Source organism: Nocardioides sp. InS609-2 (genome assembly GCF_023208195.1).
Lineage (GTDB): Bacteria > Actinomycetota > Actinomycetes > Propionibacteriales > Nocardioidaceae > Nocardioides.
Genome location: NZ_CP060034.1, coordinates 4,353,431 through 4,371,341, shown reverse-complemented (window position 1 = coordinate 4,371,341; position 17,911 = coordinate 4,353,431). Strand labels below are relative to the sequence as shown.

The following is a 17,911-nucleotide window of genomic DNA, read 5'->3' as shown; positions in this document are numbered from 1 at the left end:
GGAGGGCCGGCTGGCGGACGAGGAGCCGGTGCTCGCTTGGGCGCGATCCCCGGAACCCGACCGGCTCGAGCCCGGAGCGGGACACGCGTGAGGCGTCGGGCGACCGCCGTGGGGCGGTCGAGAAGGTGCGTCACCGAGACCTCCGCCGACCCAGGGACACACGGAGCAGGCCGGCGCACACAGCGCCGATCACGACGATGCCCAACAGCACCGGGATCAGACCCCCCGCGACCTCGGAGCTCACCAGAAGCGTGTCGGGCATGACCACCGGCTCCGTCTTGGCGTGCTCCGCCGCGACAGTCTTTTCGTCCTTCGGCTTGGAGCCTGAGGAGGGCAGCGGCCCGGCGGGGACGTCATCGGGCACGGTCACCTCGGGTGTGTCGCCGCCCTGCCCGCCTGCGTCGCCGTCACCCCCGGAGGGCTCCTCGTCGGCGGGGACGGGCTCCTGCTCCTTGATGCTCGCGGCCACGGCGTGGGCCTGCTTGAGCAGCGGCGCGGTCGGACCCGACTTCGCCAGCGGAAGGTAGCCCTCGGGCAGCTCACCGTTGCCGGACCCTGGCTGCTGCCCCTCCGAGGTGGCGACGTCGATGAACTCCGCCACCTTGGCTGCGTCACCCTTTTCCAGCCCGGACGTGCGAGCGGCGGTGTAGACCACCATCGTGCCGGGGTAGGCGGAGCGGGACTTCACGACGTCGGTGACGTCGAGGCCGAACGGCTGCCCGTCCTTCTTCGGCGGGCTGGCAACAGACACGGCCTTGGCCATGGCGGCCTGAGTGGGCGCCACGAACGCTCCCTTGGTGGTGGCCAGCTCGGCCTCACGCAGTCCGAAGCGGCGGGCATCGCCAAGGCTGACCACACCGAGCATGAAGCGGGCGCCAACACCTTGTCGGTCGATGCGGCCGATCCGCCACGGGTCGGACGTGGTCGAGCGGTCGCACTTCGTCTGCACGTTGGGCCAGGAGTCGAGCACCGCCTCGGCGATCTTGCGCATGGACGTGACGGGCGCCGCGAGCTGGGTGAAGTACGGCGACGGGTTCTGCTGGTAGCACTCCTGATTGCTCGGCGGCACGTAGCTGTCGAGCAGCGGCCACTCCGAGCGGGGCAGCTTGATCTTCTTGTACGCCGGGTTGATCGCCATGCCCCACGGATCGGGCTTGCCGGCGATGAAGGCCGCTGCGTCCTTGTCCTGCGCGATGTAGCCGGTCAGCGTGTCGATGACGTCACTGGCCTCCGAGAGCGAGAGCAGGACCGAGGCCGCCTCGCGCGGGACCAGGTCGAGCCCGGGGTTCAGCTGCTGGAACTCCGGGTCGAGGTTGATCGAGGACGGGTTGCCCGACATGCCGGGGTGGCCGGCGCCGCGCTCGCTGCCGACGTACGACTGTGTGAGGAGCTTGGCCAGCAGCCGCGGCGTCAGCCTGAGGTCGGTCAGCTCGCCGGCATTGTCCGGTCGGTCGATGACGTAGGCGATGGTGAAGCCGGTGACGGCGGTCGGTGCGTAAGCGACCGGGTCCTCGCCGCGTCGCTTGTGCGCGCCGGAGACCAGGGCGGCCGCTCCCCCGCCGTTCTCCATCAGGGCGAAGGCTGCCTCGTCGGACATCTTGTTGTGCTGGAACTTGAAGCGGTCCTTGCGAAGGCAGTACGCCGGCGACCACTGCAGAGCCGCCTGCGCCATCAGCTCGGAGCCGTAGAAGCCGGTCGGCGCGCGGCTGTCGAGGACGTTGCACGCGTCGGGCGGGAGCCCGAAGGTCACCGGAATCGAGAAGCGGTTGCGCCAGTTGGACTCGGCCCACCACAGCGAGGGCGACACGCTTGCGTCGACGCCCTCGTTGGCGAAGTTGCTCGCGCCGGACTCGAAGCGGCCGGCCTTGCGGCACTCGCGGTCGTCATCGGCGCAGGAGAGTCCCTGGATCGGGATCACCACGATGGAGCAGGCCACCGTGTCGGAGCAGCCGAGCGACTCGTTCTCGACGGCGCTGCGAACCTCGAACTTCACCGCGCCGTTGCCGGCGACGTCGGTGTACGCCGCCTGCTCGGCCGGCGGGAACGCCGCACCGACAGCAGCTTCGGGCGCCATCGTCTCGGCCGTGCAGGACGGGAACACCGTCCCGTTCGCGGCGATGAACGGCGTGACGTGCGTGGAGAAGGTCTCGACGTCGTTGCACTCCGGTGGGAGGGGGGACAGACCGGTCTTGGCCGCGCGATCAGCCTCGGCGGCGTACAGGTCGTGGCGCCAGACGGCAGAGCTCTCGTCCACCAGCTGGCTGCGCTGCTGGCGCGTGGACGTCCAGCACGTCGACGGCGAGAGCTGCTTCTCCGGCGGCAGCGTCGGGTCGTCGACCCCTCGGCACTGGAGGATCACCACGGGGTACTCCTGCAGCAGACCCTGCTCCCCGTAAGGGCTCGCGGTGCGACCGCCCGTCGGGTGCGCGCCTGTCCACGAGATGTTGATCCGCTCGCGACCGCGGAGGTCGGTGGTGCGGTCGGCGCTGACCGTCACGTCTCGCTCGTCGACGACCAGCTCCTCGCCGTCGGAGATGAAGCTGCGGGTCAGGTGCTTCGTTTGCGTGTACGGCGTCCGGTCGGGCTCCGCAGCCGCCGACTGACCGTCAGCGCTGACGATCACGAGAGGCGCCATGGCGAGGATGCCCAGGCCCACGGCGAACCGCACCGCGTTCAGTCGCGCGCTCATCGGGCCGCTGCCTTGCGGCGGGCGCGTGTTGCCGCGACCGCTCCGGGCACCAGGATGAGGGCGAGTAGCTCGAGCACCGCGAGCCAACCGAAGGCCTTGCGGTCCGTCGGCCGGTCGGCGGCCAGCTCGGTGGGCGTCGCGTAGATGGGGTCGGACGCCGCTGTCCCCGCCGGGTCGGTCCCCGTCGCCGCGGCGATCGGCGTCCCGCCAGGCACGGCCTCGCCTGTGACCGGGTCGATGACGGGCGTCCCCGGTGGTGGCGCAGAAGTCGGGCCACTGGGTTGCGTGGCGCCCTTCTTGCCGCCCTTGCCCTTGCCACCCTCGGTGCCCGGGGCACCCGACTCGTCGGTCGAGGGCTCGCCGGTGCCAGTGACGGTGCCGCAGGGACCGGCGCCGAGCTTGTCGCACGCGGCGGGCTTGGGCGCGATCTCGGCGAGCTTGTTGCGCTTGAGGTCGCCACCCACGAACGTCGGGTTGTTGCACTTGGTGACGTCTCGGTTGGTCAGGTCGACGGCCGGGTCCGCCTGCTTGAGCAGGGCCAGCTGCTGGAAGCCCGCCTGCACGAGGTTCAGCGGCAGCGGAGAATAGCCGTACGGGCCGGCCTTCGACTGCCCCTCGCACAGCGAGTAGTACATGAAGTCGCCCAGCGTCTGCCGCTTGGCGGTCGACATTCGCTGGTCGTCCGCGCCGGTCGGGACGAGCATGTAGCTGTAGGACGACAGCGGGTAGGCGCGTGGATCGGTCGAGCGGTAGACATCGTCGAGGATCTGCGTCAGGTAGAGCTGAGATGACTTGTCCTGGTTGATCTTCGCCTTCGTCAGCGCGACGGCGACGTTGTACTGAGTCGGCTCCACGTAGTAGCCGCCCTTGTTCAGCACCTTGACGACCGGATAGTCCTTGTTGAGGGGGTAGGAGTACTCGACGTACCCGATGGTGCCGTTGCCGGCGAAGCCCGAGATCGTGTTCATCACCTGGTCGGAGCCGGACTGGGCGATCATCCGGCCCTTGCGCGGGTAGTACGACGTGTAGCCGCTGCGCCCGTAGTAGCCCTGCCAGAGCGAGCCGTACTCACTGTCCATCCAGGTGGTGAGCTGGGCGGTCGTGCCCGAGCCGTCGGAGCGGACGACCGGCGTGATCGGCAGCGACGGGAATGCGCGGCCGTTGTTGTCCGCGGCGATGGCCGGGTCGTTCCAGTTGGTGATCTGGTTGGTGAAGATCTTGACGAGCGTCTCGCCGGAGAGCCGCAGGTTGCGGACCAGCTCGTTGCCGATCTTGAGCTGGTAGGTGAACGCGGTTCCTCCGGCCACGATCGGCAGGTAGGCGTACTCGCGGCCGTTGGAGTTGTCGGCGTTGCCGAACTCGTCGACGCCCGGGTAGGGGATCTCGGAGATGCCGAAGTCGGTGACGTTCTGGGAGAAGTTCTTGCGTCCCTGCGACGAGCCACCGCCGTTGTAGGTCACCTTCATGCCGAGCGCGTCGACGTCGGAGATCCACTGCTGGACGATCACCTCCGACCAGGTGCTGCCGGAACCCTCGATCTGGGCGTACGCGGCACGGGCCACCGGGGCGCCGTCGTCGGCGTGGGCGACCCCGAGGCCGGGCAGCAGCGCCACCAGCACGAGACCGAGCAGGAGGCGGAGCGGGCGGGTCATCGGGTCTCCCTGGACAGAGTGGGGGTATGGCGGAAGCGGCGGCGCGCGCCGGTGCGGGGGCGGGCGATCAGCCGGGCAATGACGAACAGGGCCAGCACGAGCACGAGGAGCACGGTGGCGGCGGAGAAGGCACGCTCGATCATCATCGGCTCTGGGCTGCGCGCCCCGGTGAAGATGAACAGTGGCAGTGAGTTCATCACCCCGTCGGTGGGGTTGAGGACCACGAACGACGCGGCGCCCGACGTCAGCAGCACCGGTGAGGTCTCGCCCACGCCGCGGGCGACACCCAGGATCAGTGCGGTCGCCAGACCGGGACGCGCGGTTGGGAGTACGACGTGCCACACGGTCCGCCAGCGGCTGGCCCCCAGCGCCAGGCTGGCCTCGCGGAGGCCGCCGGGCACGACCCGGAGGACCACGTCGGCCGCGCGGGCGATGATCGGAAGCATCATCACGCTCAGTGCCATGGCGGCAGCGAACCCCGACCGGGGAAAGCCGACCGCCACGATGAGGACCGTGTAGATGAACAACCCCGCAACGATCGAGGGCAGGGCGGTCATGGCCTCGACGATGGTGCGGACGACCTGGGCGAAGCGGCCACCCACCTCGGTCATGAACACCGCGGTGCCGATGCCGAGCGGGAGTGTGATGGCGATGGCGATGGCGAGCTGGAACATCGAGCCAGCGATCGCATGCAGGATTCCGCCGCGCTCGAACGGGTCGCGCGGGCCGACGCCGGACATGTCGTCTATGAAGAAGTTGAGGTGCAACAACGGCTGCCAGCCGCGGTAGACCACGAAGACGACAGTGCTGACAAGGGCCGCGCCGACGACGAGCGCGCCCGTGGTGACGAGGCCCGTCACCACGCGGTCGACCACGTCGACACGCGTGCCCCCGATGGCGCTGGTGACCGCGGTCAGCACCAGGCCGAGCACCAGCCACACGACGAGCAGCCAGGCCGGTCCGCCAACGGGCAGGAGGCGCTGAGTGACGAGCCAAGCCAGGGCGAACGCGCCGAGCCACGAGCCGACCGCGATGAAACGCTCCTCGGCCGTCGGCCGGCCGAGACCGGGCCTGGGCAGCGCGGGCGCGGCATCGTCGTCGGGCCTCGGGAGGTGGGTGCGCGTGGCAGCGTCGGCTCCGGTCGTCGTACTCATGCGTCGGTCCCTGCGCCGGAGCGGCTGCGGTTGACGATCACAGCGGCGAGCGTGTTGACGACCAACGTGATCATGAACAGCACGAACCCTGCGGTGAGCAGCGCGGAGAGCTGGGCGGCGCTCGCGTCACCGAATCTGCCGGCGATCAGCGCGCTCACCGTCGATGTGCCGACCTCGAGCACTCGGGGCTTGATGATGAAGTCCGGTGAGATGATCAGGAGTACGGCAATGGTCTCGCCGAGCGCGCGACCCAGGCCGAGCATCGTGCCACCGATGATGCCGCCCCGGCCGAAGGGGATGACGACGGTGCGCACCATGCCCCAGCGCGAGGAGCCCAGCGCGAGAGCAGCCTCCTTCTCGCCGGGTGGAGTCTGCGAGAAGACCTGTCGCATCACCGCACACGACATCGGGAGCACCATCATCGCGACGGCGATCCCGGCACAGAAGGCGCTGCCGATGTAGCGGGACTGGTCCCACACGGCCGCGTCCGGGTCGGCGCCGACGTCGAAGAAGGGGATCCAGCCGAGATTCTGGTGCAGCCACAGCGCGAACGCCGCGGCGTGGGGCATGACGAGGAAGTAGCCCCACATCCCGTAGATGATCGAAGGCACCGCAGCCATCAGGTCGACCATCGACACGAGCGTGGACTTGATCGACGGCGGCGCGTACTCGCTGATGTAGAGCGCGGTGAGCAGCGCCAGCGGGAAGGCGATGACCATGGCCACCGCTGCCACCGAGGCGGTGCCGACAAGCACCGCACCGATGCCCAGGACGTCGGCCTCGGGCTGCCAGGCCGTCTCGGTGAAGAAGCTCCAGCCGTACCGCTGCAACGTAGGCACCGACTGCCACGCCAGGAACGCGCCGATGCCGCCGGTCACGGCGAGAACGGTGGCCCCGACGAGGCGGGCACCGTTCTCGAAGACACGGTCAGCCCCCGTCGCGGCACGGGCGATCTTGCGAGGCTGTGCGTCCACTTCTGGCCGCACGGCAGGGAGCGAGGTCACGATGAGTTGGTGCCTTCTAGGTACGGCCCGAGGTGGCTGACGGAAGCTGATCGGTGCGCTGAACGGCGCAGCGAGGAGAGTCTTGGGAGGGACCAGGAACGATCGACCCTTGTCCGGTGAACGGAGGGCCAACACCTCGGCGTCCTTCGCAGAACAGGCTCAACAGAGGGGGATCCGCGGGGCTCTGCCCCTTCTGAGGACTAGACAACCCATCTGCATGACGGTGTGTCACCACGCCTGAGAGTTCCTCGGCTCCTCGACTGTGCGCCAGCGCGGTCGTATCTGCCCGAACGTGGTGGGGTGATCGCCGGCGTGAACAAGGTCAAGGTCGTGTGCGGGTTCGACATCGTCCGAACGGCCGTGGCTCGGCGGCCATGGCCGACTTCGAACAGGACCTCGACCTGACCGCCGGCGTGGCCCGACTCAGCGGATCGGCGCGCGCCTTCTCCGGCGCCAAGGTCGGCTTCGAGCGTCGGATCGTCCGGGGTGTCGGCGCCGACGGTGACTGGAAGCGTCAGGTGGACTTCAGCCACTCGTCGCATCGGCTGCGGGGGGGTGGCGACGACCGTGCTCGAGGGGGCCGGCTGGAACCGCGGCTGGTTTGCCAGCCTGCCCACCGGGTCGAAGGGCGCCGTGGTCGTCGGTCTCATCGGAGCCTCCGCCATCCCGCTCGTGCCGATCGCGCTGCTCATCGCGTATCTGACGAAGTAGGCGAACCCGGAGGTGCGCGCCCTAGCCCACCTTGCGGTACTTCCGATGGATCGTCTGGCGGGTGACGCCGAGCAGGGTGGCGATCTCCTCCCATGTCAGGCCGGTGTGCCGACCCTTGCGCACCGCCACCTCCTCGCGTCGGGACAGGTCGCGCTTGGCCTCGGCCACGGCCGCGAGCTCGCCGATCACTCCCCCGTCGTCATCCGAGCCGACTGATGTCTTCATACCTGTCAGCATATGCTGACAGGCCAAGTCGTCTGGATCTCGTGGTGAGTGGGCCGGCCTGCCATCAGGGTGGCGACCACGCGCGGCGTGGGGTTTGTCGCCAGCGCCACGGCTGGTGAGATCGCCTCGGCGGCGTACGGGTCGCAGCAGTAGGCCGTGCGGGTGTTGAGCGAGCCGTCAGAGATGATCTTGAGCGGCCCCATGGTGACGAGGCCGGCGTCGTCGAGCACCTGGCAGTCGCTGGCCGACCCCCACCATCCCGACATCTCAATCCAAAGAGATCCCTGCCAACTTCTTGACGCGGGACGCGTCGCGCCAAGGCGCCCAGACGTCCTCGATTGCGAGTTTCCGCAGGTCAGCGACCGCTCTTCCCCCGCTCCCTCACCGGTGCTGACATCCGCGAAGGCTCGATCTCCAGCACGGAACTCAAGGACGGCACGATCACTGAAACCGACCTCTCCGCCACACTGCTGAAGACCCTCAACGGGGGTGCCGCCGGCTTCCAGGTGGTGACCGCGACCTCCCCGCAGGTGGGCCCGCTCGGCACCGCCGTCGTGAGTGCTGCGTGCACTGATGGCAAGGTGGCGATCAGCGCCAACGCGTACTGGCTCGGGGACGCCAACCTCGCCGCCCCCCAGGTCCGTAGGAACGGCCCGGGCAGCTTCACCTCCAAGGGTTCGTTCCCGGTCGGTCTGGTCGGTCTGGACTCTGTTCAGCTTCAGGTGACGTGCGTCAACGCCGCCTGAGCACCATCGCCCACCCACTCGCACCCGGGTGTCCGTCAGCCTCTCCGAGGCCTTCGGATACCCGGCGTTCTTGTGCCCGCACGCGTCCTGTCGTGCGCCGGGGCTAGAGGTCGCAGTAGGTCAGACGGCCAGCCATCACGGTGGCGGTCACGCTCATGTTGCGCAGTGCCATGGAGGCGCCGGCCGTGTCAGAAGCTGCCGCGAGCGGCTCGGCGTCCAGGAGTACGACGTCGCCCCGACCCCCCACAGCGAGTGTGACCTGGCCGTCCGTGCTCGAAGCCAGTGCGAGAGTGGATGAGATCGCCTCAGCCGGGCGCCAGGGCTCATCGCCAGGCTTGCCGCGGTGCACCGCGGCGGCCATCGCGAGCCAGGGGTCGAGGGCTGCGACGGGGGCGTCGGAGCCGAGCGCGAGCGCGACCCCGGCCTCGTGCATCGACCGGAGCAGGAAGCAGCGGTCCTCGCGGTCGGCCCAGATCTGCTCGGTGAGCTCGCGGTCGTCGAGGAGGTGCGCGGGCTGGACACTGGCCGTCACGCCGAGTGCAGCCATCCGCGCCAGGTCCTCGCGGCGTACGAGCTGGGCATGCTCGATTGTCCCTCTCGCTCCAGTTCGCTCGAAGGCGTCGAGAGCGACAGCTGCGGCCGCGTCACCGATCGCGTGTACGGCGACCCGCAGGCCGTGCGCGTGCGCGCGGCGGAGCAGGTGGGTGAGCTCGGCGGCGTCGAAGTTCTGTTTGCCGCGGGCGTGGTCGCCCGCACCGGCGGCGTACGGGTCGCAGCAGTAGGCAGTGCGGGTGTTGAGCGAGCCGTCGGAGATGATCTTGAGCGGCCCCATCGTGACGAGGCCGGCCTCGTCGAGCACCTGGCCGTCGCGCAGACCGGCGTCGATGACCTCGTCGAGACGGTCGGCGTAGGCCGCGGGTCGCACTCGTAGCTGGTCGATGCCGGCCGCCGTACGCGCTGGCCAGTCGGCGAAGCCGCGACCGAACTCCATGTCGACGATGCCGACGACTCCCCTCGCGGCGGCGTCGGCGGCGGCCTCGCGGTAGGCACGGTCGAGCAGGCTGGGGTCGGCGGGGAGCTCGTCGAGCCGGGCGCAGATCTCGAACCACTCGTTCTCCTCGATCGGCCCCTCGGCTGGTCGCGCGCCGAAGGCCCAGAGGGCGCGAGAGTTGAGCCAGCCGTTGTGGACGTCGCCGCTGATGAGTACGACGGGGCGGTCGGCGACCGCGAGATCGAGCTCCTCGACGGTGGGCTGGCGGGCCCAGCCGGCAGCGCGGAAGCCGAACCCGAACACGGCCGCAGTCGAGTCCGACGGCAGCGTGCGCAGATGCTGGAGGATCCGGGCGATGACCTCGTCGGGGCTGGTGCTGCCGCTCAGGTCCACCTGGATGCGCGTGCGCGCCCACTGCCCCATGTGCACGTGCTGGTCCCAGAGTCCGGGGATCGCCCACCGGCCTGCTGCCTCGATCATCAGCTCGTCCGGTGCCGGGCGGAGCCCGGTGCCCACCTCGGTCACGATGCCGTCGGTGATGCGGAGGTCGACGGGCTCGCCTCCCCCGGCCGCCGGCGTGCCGATCGGGACCAGGCGGGCTTGCCGGATGAGGGTAGATGGAGGGTTCATCGGGGTCGATCATGCCTCGCGCGGGTCAGTATCCGTTGACGGGTCTCGCTCTCGGCTGGCAAGCCAGGCACAGTGGCCCCGCTGCGCGACTTCGACGGAGACAGCGACTGCCGCCGGTCGCTGGTTCGACGCGTGACGAGCGCTGGCGAGCAACCTCGAAACCGCGGTCCCTGACAGGGGAGAAGACTTCATATGTCGCTAGCCGGGATGTGGCACGCTGGAGTTCGTGGACAGATATCCACCCTGCCCGAACGGGTGGCACAAGAGAAGGTGACTCGAGCCAGCACGGAGGCCCGAAGGACGGGCCCAAGCGACAGCGTTGGTGGTGTGAGCCGAAGACCGGCGAGAAGCACCGGTTCCGGGAGCCCTCCCACGCATCGTGGGTCACGACGAGCACGGACACACCTGTCGGGAGTGCGCCAGCAGCCTGGCCCCGTGGGAGGGACAGCCGGCGCCGCGGTAGTACGGCTACGCGGTGCGAGACATCACCTGGGCCCTGGCCCGGGTGTCGGAAGGGCTGCCCTACCGCGGCGCCGCGGCGGATGTTCGGGCGCGCTGGCTGACCGCTGGACACCGAGGTCCCCCGGGACAAGAGCGGCAAGCGCCTGCGGCCGGCCCCGAACGACCACGGCCAGCTCGTATCGGACTAGGTAGACATGTACGCCCCAGTCATCTGGGACGCCTAGGCGCCCACGGCGTGGCCGCGGGATGCCATCCTCGACGAGGACGAGATGCGGTACTCCGTGCCCTGAGCCAGCCGCGCGCAGCTGGCGTTCATGGTCCTCGCTGTCATGGGCCGCACCAACGCGGAGCGACCGTACGTCGCGTCCATCGAGGCCATCCCCGCGCGCCACCACCTCCGCCGCGTGGGCGAAGCAGCTCAAGCGCCTGGGCGGCGCCCTGGCCGTGTACGTCACCGACGGCGGCAGCGCCGTCATCGCAGCCACCAAGAACGCATGGCCGGACGCCGAGGCACGCCGCTGCGAGTTCCACCTAGCCCGCAACCTCCGCGACGCCCTCCCGAGCAAGGTCGCCCGCGACCTCCAGGACCCGCTCCACGCCGCGCACCGCGGCGCCGTGTGCTCGCTCACCGCCTGGGAGGCCTTCCGACGAGAGCTCAACGCTCGCGGCGCCGCCGAGCCGGGCTGCCTGAACTCGATGACGCTCGCCGCGAAGCTCGACCGCACAGTCCAAGGCCAACTGCCCACCAGGAGCTCGTTCGGCGTGAACTCCACCGGCCCACTCGAGCGGTTCTACCGCGACCTGAACAACGACATCGGGGACCGCGCAGGTCGGATGACCAACAAGCGCCGAGCAGACGCGCTCCTGATGCTCCTGGCCGCGCGCAACAACCGCTGGGGCAGCGAGCAGGAGTGGGCTGAGCTCATCCACAAGCACCTCACCACGGTTAAGGGCATGGCACGTCAGCATCGGCAGCGCACCGACCCCAAGAACGCCCCGAAACTGCGCTGCTGACACGTTCCGCCTGTCCCCTCGTGCCGAGATCCGCGTGCGCGATGAACGAGGCTCCTTGTGGCCGCAGTCGTGGAACCATCGACCATGGCTCGCCGTCGGATGGTCGTGAAGCCACTGGTTGCGACACTCCTGCTTCTGCCGTTCCTCGCATCCTGTTCTTCGGATCACACGTCTCGCGCCACGCCGACGTCCGCGAGCCCGCGGCCGAGCCAGGGGACATCCCTGAGCCAGGACGAGGTCGCTATGGCTGATGCCGTCGCGGGCCAGGTGATCGCAGACCAAGGGGCGTCAGTGTCGAACGCTTCTGCCATCGCTCAGTCAGGGAAGGTCGCGGACTCGAACACCGGCCAACCCTGCACGTCTGGTCGCGTGCTCCAGATCAAGTTGATCGGCAATTTCCCCCACACGGTGACAACCGGGCACCCAGTGCCGCCGGGCAGCCCCGCTCCCGACTCCACGGTTCGAGCCATGATCATCACCGCCGATGCCAAGTCAGGGCGTGCTTGCCTGATAGGTGTGCAGACCGGCGAAAACGGCGAGGTCAAGCCCTTGCCGGGCGCAATGATCCGGATCCCATAGCGAGTCTTCCAGCGTCCGCACCTGCCGCCTGGCGGGCGGGCGATCTCCCAGAACTACCACGGTCCGCGCTCAGCCATGTCCGTAGACAGAACAAACCTGTTCGGACAAACTCCAGGCTCGTACATCCCCTGCTAAGCGACATATAGAACTTTCGAATAGTTGTGCACAACGTGGTCTCCACCTTGATCCGGCCCGAAAGTGTCGGTGGTCCCTGATTGGCTTCTCATATGGCCCTCACGACCAGCGAGCTCCCCGACACCGCGTCCGCGGTGCTCGCGTTCGCGCGCTCAAGCCGCGCTGCGGCCGATCGCGAGGAAGCCAACCTCCTGGTCGCGGCGTGCGAGTGGGCCGACCTGCACCCGGCTTCCTCGGTGCTTGATGCGGCCGCGTTCTTGCTGCCTGGTGGTTCGGAGCATGAGGAGCCGGTCGCTGGCCCGGGGGCGCCGTTGGTGGCGGAGTTCTGCATCGCCGAGTTCGGTGCCGTGCTCGGCATCTCCACGGTGTCGGCGAAGCACCTGATCGGTCAGGCCCTCGAGCTGCGGCACCGTCTCCCACGGTTGTGGCGCCGGTCCAAGCCGGCGACCTGCCCGCCTGGCGAGCCAGGCGGATCGCCGAGACCACCATCCACGCCGGGCTCTCTCGTGAAGCTGCGTCGTACGTCGACGCCCAGCTCGCCCCGTTCGCGCACCGCACCTCGACCTCGGCGGTGGACCGGTTGGTGGATGCGGCGATCGCCCGGTTCGACCCCACCCGCGCCGCTCTGGAAGCAGCCCGGGCCGCGGATGGTCGACATGTGACGATCGAGGAGGAGCAGGTCTCGTTCGCCGGGACGATGCGCGTGACTGCTGAGCTGGATCTGGCCGACGCCCTCGACTTCGGCGCCGCCGTCACCCACGGTGCAGACGTCTTGAAGAGCCTCGGGTCCGAGGACTCGCTCGATGCCCGGCGGGCGTCCGCGGTCGGGGAGATGGCACGGTCCCAGCTCGCCCTCCCGTTGGTTGGTGAGGTTGCGCAGCAACCGTCTCGAAACCAAGCCTCCACTGCGGCTCGGCAAGTCGTCCTCCACGTCCACCTGGCCGAGGGCGACCCGATCGCCCGCCTAGAACGAGGCAACCTCGCCACCCTCGACCAGATCCGTGGGTGGTGTCAGCAGTCCCGCACCCAGGTGACGGTGAAACCCGTCATCGACCTCAACGAGCACATCGTCTGTGCCGGCTACCAACCCTCACCCCGGCTCCGCGAGCAAGTGATCCTGCGCGACCAGACCTGCGTCTTCCCGTGGTGCAGCAGACCCGCCAGAGCCGGCGACCTCGACCACATCGTCCCCTGGGAAGCCGGCGGCGAGACCTCCACCCACAACCTCGCCGCGCTCTGCCGACGACACCACCGCCTGAAGACCCATTCCGCCTGGTCCTACCGGCGCACCGGCCCCGCGACGTACACCTGGACCAGCCCGCACGGCCACATCTTCGTCAGGGACGACATTGGCACGGTTTCGAGACAGGACTCCGTCCTTCACTTCGAGACGGACCTGAGGGCCCTCCTCAGTACGACGCCTCAACCAGCGGAGCCGTGACCATCACGCCCCACACCCCGCCACCGAAGCATCAGGCGGGGCTACCGGCACGTCCTGGTCAGGGCGTGAGGCTCAGGAGGCCAGCCTCGGTGGGGCGGAAGCCACACGCGTCTCGGTAGAACTCGGCCAGGTGCGGCTCGTAGTCGACGTGCAGCCACGCGCACCCGGCCGCTCGGGACTCGGCGACCGCTTCCTGCACGAGCGAGCGACCGATCCCACGGCGCTGGTGATCGGGCTCTGCGGCAGTCTCGTGCAGGAAGGCATGCGTGCCGCCGTCCCAGATGACGTTGACGAAGCCGACGAGTACGTCTCCGTCGAACGCTCCGACCCAGGTGAGGCTGTGCGCCGAAAGCCGCTTGGTCCACGGTTGCACGAGAGCCTCAGACGAACCGAAGGCGAGCGCGTGCAGTCGCGAGACCTCGTCGTCTTCGGGAGTGAAGCGGACCCGGATCTCCACGTCGTCTGGCACCGCGGCACCGTAGGCCGCCCACTGTCGGCGGCACCACCTAGCGTGCGACCCGTGGACGTGCCAGCCGATGTCGTCGCGCGACTGCGCGCGATCTGCGACCCGCTGCCGGGCGCCTACGAGGAGGCCGCGTGGGCGGGCATCAGGTTCCGGGTGCGTGGGCGCACATTCGTGCACTGCGTGGCGATCGCTGAGGGGCGACCTCCGGCCTTCTCGCGGCATGCCGGCACCCGAGGTCCCGCGCTGGCACTCACCTTCGAGGCCGAGGGCGAAGAGCTGCTCGCACTGCGCAGCAGCGGCCACCCGTTCTGGAAGCCGTCGTGGCGCCCGACCGTGGTGGGCATGTTCGTCAACGACGACACCGACTGGGCGGAGGTCGGCGAGCTGGTCACCGAGAGCTACTGCGTGCAGGCACCGAAGAAGCTGCGAGCCCAGGTGCGCGCCGGCTAGGAGGGAGCGTCCACGTTCTCCAGCACCACGGCCAGCGCCTGGCCGACACCGATGCAGATCGCGGCGACACCCCAGCGGTCGCCGGACTCGCGGAGACGGTGCGCGAGGGTGCCGAGGATCCGTGCACCCGAAGCACCGAGCGGGTGACCGATCGCGATCGCGCCGCCCTTGGCATTCACGATCTGGGGGTCCACCTTCCACGCGTCGACGCAGGCCAGCGACTGCACGGCGAAGGCCTCGTTGAGCTCGACTGCGGACACGTCGGTCCACGAGATACCGGCTCTCGAAAGGGCCAGGTTGGCGGCCTCGATCGGTGCGATGCCGAAGAGCTGCGGCTCCAGGGCGGCCGTACCCCGGCCCGCGATCCGGGCCAGCGGCGCGAGCCCGATGCTGTCGGCCGCGGCCTCGGAGCCGATCAGCAGTGCCGCCGCGCCGTCGTTCAACGGAGAAGCGTTGCCGGGAGTGATCGTGCCGTCGGGACGGAACGACGGCTTCAGCGCTGACAGCGACGTGGCGCTGCTGCCCGGGCGGATGCCCTCGTCGCGCGTCAGGTCGATGCCCCCGACAGGCACCACCAGGTCGTCGTAGAAGCCGGCGTGCCACGCCGCGTCGGCGAGGTTGTGCGAACGGGCTGCGAACTCGTCCTGCCGCTCGCGCGAGATCGCGTGGCTGCTGGCGATCTGCTCGTTGCACTCACCCAGAGCGAGCGTCCACTCCTTCGGCATCCGCTCGTTGACCAGCCGCCAGCCCAGAGTCGTGCTCACCGCCGTGACGTTGCCGGCCGGGAACGCCCGCGACGGCTTCGGCAGCACCCACGGCGCGCGCGTCATCGACTCGACTCCCCCGGCCACGACCACGTCGGCGTCGCCGGTCTCGACCGTGCGCGACGCCATCATCGCGGCGTCCAGGCTCGATCCGCAGAGCCGGTTGACCGTGGTCGCGGGCACCGAGACCGGCAGCCCGGCGAGCAGCACCGCCATCCGGCCGACGTTGCGGTTGTCCTCGCCCGCGCCGTTCGCGTTACCCCACACGACCTCGTCGACCGCGGCCCGGTCGAGACCGGGCGCCTTGTCGAGCACGCCACGCAGGGCAGTCGCGGCCAGGTCATCAGGCCGTACGTCGGCCAGGGCGCCACCGAAGCGTCCGAACGGCGTGCGCGCCGCGGCGTACACGAAGGAGCTGGTCATCGGTCGTCCTCTTCCTCTGCCAGAACCTGCTGCGCGATCCGGAACGCCGTGTTGGCGTCGGGGACCCCGCAGTAGATCGCGGTCTGGAGCAGCAGCTCCTTGATCTCGTCGACCGTGAGGCCGTTGGTGCGGGCCGCGCGCAGGTGCAGCGCGAGCTCCTCGTGGTGGCCCCGCGCGACCAGCGCGGTGAGCGTGATGAGCGAGCGGCTGCGACGGTCGAGGCCGGGGCGGGTCCAGATGGTGCCCCAGGCGTACGTCGTGATGAGCTGCTGGAACTCGGCGGTCAGGTCGGTCGTGGCGGCTGTCGCGCGGTCGACGTGCGCGTCGCCGAGCACCTCGCGGCGTACGGCCAGGCCCGCGTCGTACACCTCGCGCAGCGTGCGGTCCTGCCCGTCAGTCGATTCGAGCAGCTCCCCCAACAGGTGGTGCCGAATCAGTCGGGCGACCAGGTTGGGCGCCTCGGCCGGAGCGAGGTGGGCGACACCGTCGAGCTCCACCAACCGGCCGTCCTTGACGCCGTCGGCGATCTCGCGCAGCTTGGCGGGCGGCGCCGCGACGTCGCGGGATCCGGCCACCGCGAGCACCGGAGTGGTGATCTCGTGCAGCCGGTCGCGTACGTCGAACTCCGCCAGCGCGCCACAGACCTGCACGTAGCCCTCGTCGTCGGCGTCCTGGAGGGCATGCAGCAGCGCCGACGCCCGGTCCGGCTCGCGTTCGACGAAGCCGGGCCCGAACCACCGCTCGGCCGAGCCGCTCACCATCACCGGCGTGCCCGAGACACTGACCTGGCCCATCCGCCCGCTCCACATCGCGACGTCGCCGATTTGGGCGCCGGTGCACAGCAGCACCGCGGCAGACACCCGGTCAGGCGTGTCGAGCAGCAGCTGGAGGCCGACGGCGCCGCCGACCGAGTCACCGGCGTAGCCGAACGAGCCACCGGCCTCGCCACGCTCCTCGAGCACCGCGTCGACCACGCGCAGCACCCCGGTCGCCAGCTCGCCCATCGTGAACGGCTCGTCGTGAACGGCCCGGTTGTGACCGTGGCCAGGCAGGTCCCAGGCGACGACGTCGAAGACGTCGGTCAGCCCCGCGGCGCAGGCCGACCACAATGTCGTGGCCGACGTGCCGAGGCTCGGCCCCAGCACCAGCAACGGCATCTCCGAGCGGTCGCGCGCGCCGGTCAGCCGGACGGTGGTGACGGCCGGGATCATGCGTCCTCCTTCAAGGCGGTGCGGGCGCGAGCCACGACTTCGTCGACCAGGCTGCGCGCCTCGCCGGTGTAGTCGCCGTCTGCCGGTGCGTGGTGGCCGGAGACCTCGGCGATGCTGCGCTGCTCCGCACGTACGTCGTCGCGCGCGGCATCGAGAGTCGTGACCATCTTGTCGTGGTGAACGCGGAGCCCGTCGAGCAGGTCCCTCATCTGGCTGCCGGCCACGAGCGTCCGACGTACGAGCACACGCAGGGTGTCCCACTCGACGTGCCAGCCGCCGCTCGCGCGCTCGTCGGACTGGTCGGCGGCCGCGGCGTGCAGCGTCGCGGCAAGCTGCGGGGCGGCGAGTCCAGCGCGTCGTACAAGCGTCGAGAGCACGGGGTTGGCCTTGTGCGGCATCGTCGAGGAGCCGCCGCCGACGCCCTCCGACAGCTCGCCGATCTCGGGCCGCGACAGGGTCAGCACGTCATTGGCGATGCGTGACCAGGCATCGGTGCACGCGACGAGGGCGTCAGCTGTCCGGGTCACCGGACGTCGGGCGGTGTGCCACGGCAGCGCCTCGTCGAGACCCAGGCCGGTAGCCAGTGAAGTGCGTGCGGCAGCCGGGTCGAGGCCGAGCTCGACAACGGCCGCATTGGTGCCGCCGGCACCGCCGAGCTGCACCGGGAAGGAGAGCCCGACCACGTCGTCGTACGCATCGAGCACTCCGGTCAGCCAGGCCGCCGCCTTCGCTCCGAAGGTCGTCGGCACCGCCCGTTGGGTCAGGGTGCGCGCCACCATGGGGGTGTCGCGGTGCTGGTCGGCTAGCTCGGTCAACCGCAGGATCGTGCGACGCAGGTCGGCGCGCAGGTCGACGGCCGCATCGCGCAGCAGCATCATCAGCGCGGAGTCGACGACGTCCTGGCTGGTGAGTCCGCGGTGCAGCCACCGCGCTGCGTCATCGTCGACACCAGAAAGCTGCGCTCGCAGGGCAGCGACGAGCGAGATGACCGGGTTGCCGCCGGACTCGACGTCCGTGAGGTCGCTCTGCGACAGAAGCGCGGTCGGATGCCCGAGCACGGACAGCCAAGCCCGCTCAACCTCGACCATCGCAGCGACGAAAGCGGTGTCGCTGAAGTGGTGGCCCGCCCGGTCGTCGCCGGGCCAGAACAGTTCGCTCACGACG

General features: G+C 69.7%; 18 protein-coding genes. 7 read left to right on the top strand and 11 right to left on the bottom strand.

Translation table 11 applies throughout. The features are described 5' to 3' along the window. Nucleotides 1-130 precede the first annotated feature (130 nt). The 4 genes from H4Q84_RS22360 to pstC are packed head-to-tail and all read right to left on the bottom strand — an operon-like array spanning nt 131 to nt 6,499. Nucleotides 131-2,689 (bottom strand): hypothetical protein, encoded by a 2,559-nt coding sequence (locus tag H4Q84_RS22360; protein WP_248581261.1) that lies wholly within the window; start codon nt 2,687-2,689, stop codon nt 131-133. Further along, on the bottom strand, nt 2,686-4,341 hold the full coding sequence (locus tag H4Q84_RS22355; protein WP_248581260.1) for a substrate-binding domain-containing protein: 1,656 nt from the start codon (nt 4,339-4,341) through the stop codon (nt 2,686-2,688). The genes H4Q84_RS22360 and H4Q84_RS22355 overlap by 4 nt, the downstream gene beginning before the upstream one ends. Then, entirely contained in the window at nt 4,338-5,495 is a 1,158-nt protein-coding gene (gene pstA / locus H4Q84_RS22350; RefSeq protein ID WP_248581259.1) for a phosphate ABC transporter permease PstA, read from the bottom strand. Before pstA ends, H4Q84_RS22355 begins: the two co-directional genes overlap by 4 nt. Further along, nucleotides 5,492-6,499 carry a phosphate ABC transporter permease subunit PstC gene (gene pstC, locus H4Q84_RS22345; protein ID WP_248581258.1) on the bottom strand — a complete coding sequence of 336 codons (1,008 nt, stop codon included), beginning with the start codon at nt 6,497-6,499 and terminating at the stop codon, nt 5,492-5,494. Before pstC ends, pstA begins: the two co-directional genes overlap by 4 nt. Nucleotides 6,500-7,066: 567 nt before the next feature. On the opposite strand from pstC, the gene H4Q84_RS22340 reads away from it, so the two are divergent. Further along, on the top strand, nt 7,067-7,210 hold the full coding sequence (locus H4Q84_RS22340) for a hypothetical protein (protein ID WP_248581257.1): 144 nt from the start codon (nt 7,067-7,069) through the stop codon (nt 7,208-7,210). A 21-nt stretch (nt 7,211-7,231) separates the two neighbouring features. Here the strand turns inward: H4Q84_RS22340 and H4Q84_RS22335 are convergent, their stop codons facing one another. Together H4Q84_RS22335 and H4Q84_RS22330 are read right to left on the bottom strand one after the other, a co-directional pair. Next, entirely contained in the window at nt 7,232-7,435 is a 204-nt protein-coding gene (locus tag H4Q84_RS22335) for a hypothetical protein (RefSeq protein ID WP_248581256.1), read from the bottom strand. A gap of 5 nt (nt 7,436-7,440) precedes the next feature. After that, complete coding sequence (locus tag H4Q84_RS22330) at nt 7,441-7,701, bottom strand: hypothetical protein (protein ID WP_248581255.1); 261 nt, start codon at nt 7,699-7,701, stop codon at nt 7,441-7,443. Nucleotides 7,702-7,773: 72 nt separating this feature from the next. Here H4Q84_RS22330 and H4Q84_RS22325 point away from each other — a divergent pair, with 72 nt between their 5' ends. Next, complete coding sequence (locus H4Q84_RS22325) at nt 7,774-8,181, top strand: hypothetical protein (protein ID WP_248581254.1); 408 nt, start codon at nt 7,774-7,776, stop codon at nt 8,179-8,181. Between the two features lie 103 nt (nt 8,182-8,284). Here the strand turns inward: H4Q84_RS22325 and H4Q84_RS22320 are convergent, their stop codons facing one another. Further along, a complete protein-coding gene (locus tag H4Q84_RS22320) occupies nt 8,285-9,802 on the bottom strand; it encodes an amidohydrolase family protein (protein WP_248581253.1) in 1,518 nt (505 codons plus the stop codon). 906 nt (nt 9,803-10,708) lie between these two features. Between H4Q84_RS22320 and H4Q84_RS22315 the strand changes: the two genes are divergently transcribed. The 4 genes from H4Q84_RS22315 (at nt 10,709) to H4Q84_RS22300 (ending at nt 13,433) form a co-directional block, all read left to right on the top strand. Beyond that, complete coding sequence (locus H4Q84_RS22315; protein WP_248581252.1) at nt 10,709-11,278, top strand: hypothetical protein; 570 nt, start codon at nt 10,709-10,711, stop codon at nt 11,276-11,278. A 243-nt stretch (nt 11,279-11,521) separates the two neighbouring features. Then, nucleotides 11,522-11,857, top strand: a complete 336-nt coding sequence (locus tag H4Q84_RS22310; RefSeq protein ID WP_248581251.1) for a hypothetical protein — start codon at nt 11,522-11,524, stop codon at nt 11,855-11,857. A gap of 227 nt (nt 11,858-12,084) precedes the next feature. Then, the gene (locus H4Q84_RS22305) at nt 12,085-12,654 is read left to right on the top strand and encodes a hypothetical protein (RefSeq protein ID WP_248581250.1); all 570 of its coding nucleotides are present in this window, start codon (nt 12,085-12,087) and stop codon (nt 12,652-12,654) included. Continuing rightward, nucleotides 12,651-13,433 (top strand): HNH endonuclease signature motif containing protein, encoded by a 783-nt coding sequence (locus H4Q84_RS22300; protein WP_248581249.1) that lies wholly within the window; start codon nt 12,651-12,653, stop codon nt 13,431-13,433. The genes H4Q84_RS22305 and H4Q84_RS22300 overlap by 4 nt, the downstream gene beginning before the upstream one ends. A gap of 58 nt (nt 13,434-13,491) precedes the next feature. Here the strand turns inward: H4Q84_RS22300 and H4Q84_RS22295 are convergent, their stop codons facing one another. Further along, nucleotides 13,492-13,902 (bottom strand): GNAT family N-acetyltransferase, encoded by a 411-nt coding sequence (locus H4Q84_RS22295; RefSeq protein ID WP_248581248.1) that lies wholly within the window; start codon nt 13,900-13,902, stop codon nt 13,492-13,494. A 51-nt stretch (nt 13,903-13,953) separates the two neighbouring features. Here H4Q84_RS22295 and H4Q84_RS22290 point away from each other — a divergent pair, with 51 nt between their 5' ends. Continuing rightward, nucleotides 13,954-14,349 (top strand): MmcQ/YjbR family DNA-binding protein, encoded by a 396-nt coding sequence (locus H4Q84_RS22290; protein ID WP_248581247.1) that lies wholly within the window; start codon nt 13,954-13,956, stop codon nt 14,347-14,349. On the opposite strand, the gene H4Q84_RS22285 is transcribed toward H4Q84_RS22290, so the two are convergent. Genes H4Q84_RS22285 through H4Q84_RS22275 form a run of 3 tightly spaced genes read right to left on the bottom strand, consistent with a single transcriptional unit; the run spans nt 14,346 to nt 17,907 of the window. Then, nucleotides 14,346-15,536 (bottom strand): thiolase family protein, encoded by a 1,191-nt coding sequence (locus H4Q84_RS22285; protein WP_248581246.1) that lies wholly within the window; start codon nt 15,534-15,536, stop codon nt 14,346-14,348. The two genes, H4Q84_RS22290 and H4Q84_RS22285, sit on opposite strands and share 4 nt — an antisense overlap. Further along, nucleotides 15,533-16,747, bottom strand: coding sequence for a 4-carboxymuconolactone decarboxylase (gene pcaC / locus H4Q84_RS22280; protein WP_248581245.1), 1,215 nt, complete (start codon nt 16,745-16,747; stop codon nt 15,533-15,535). The genes H4Q84_RS22285 and pcaC overlap by 4 nt, the downstream gene beginning before the upstream one ends. After that, nucleotides 16,744-17,907, bottom strand: a complete 1,164-nt coding sequence (locus H4Q84_RS22275) for a lyase family protein (protein ID WP_248581244.1) — start codon at nt 17,905-17,907, stop codon at nt 16,744-16,746. Before H4Q84_RS22275 ends, pcaC begins: the two co-directional genes overlap by 4 nt. Nucleotides 17,908-17,911: the final 4 nt, after the last annotated feature.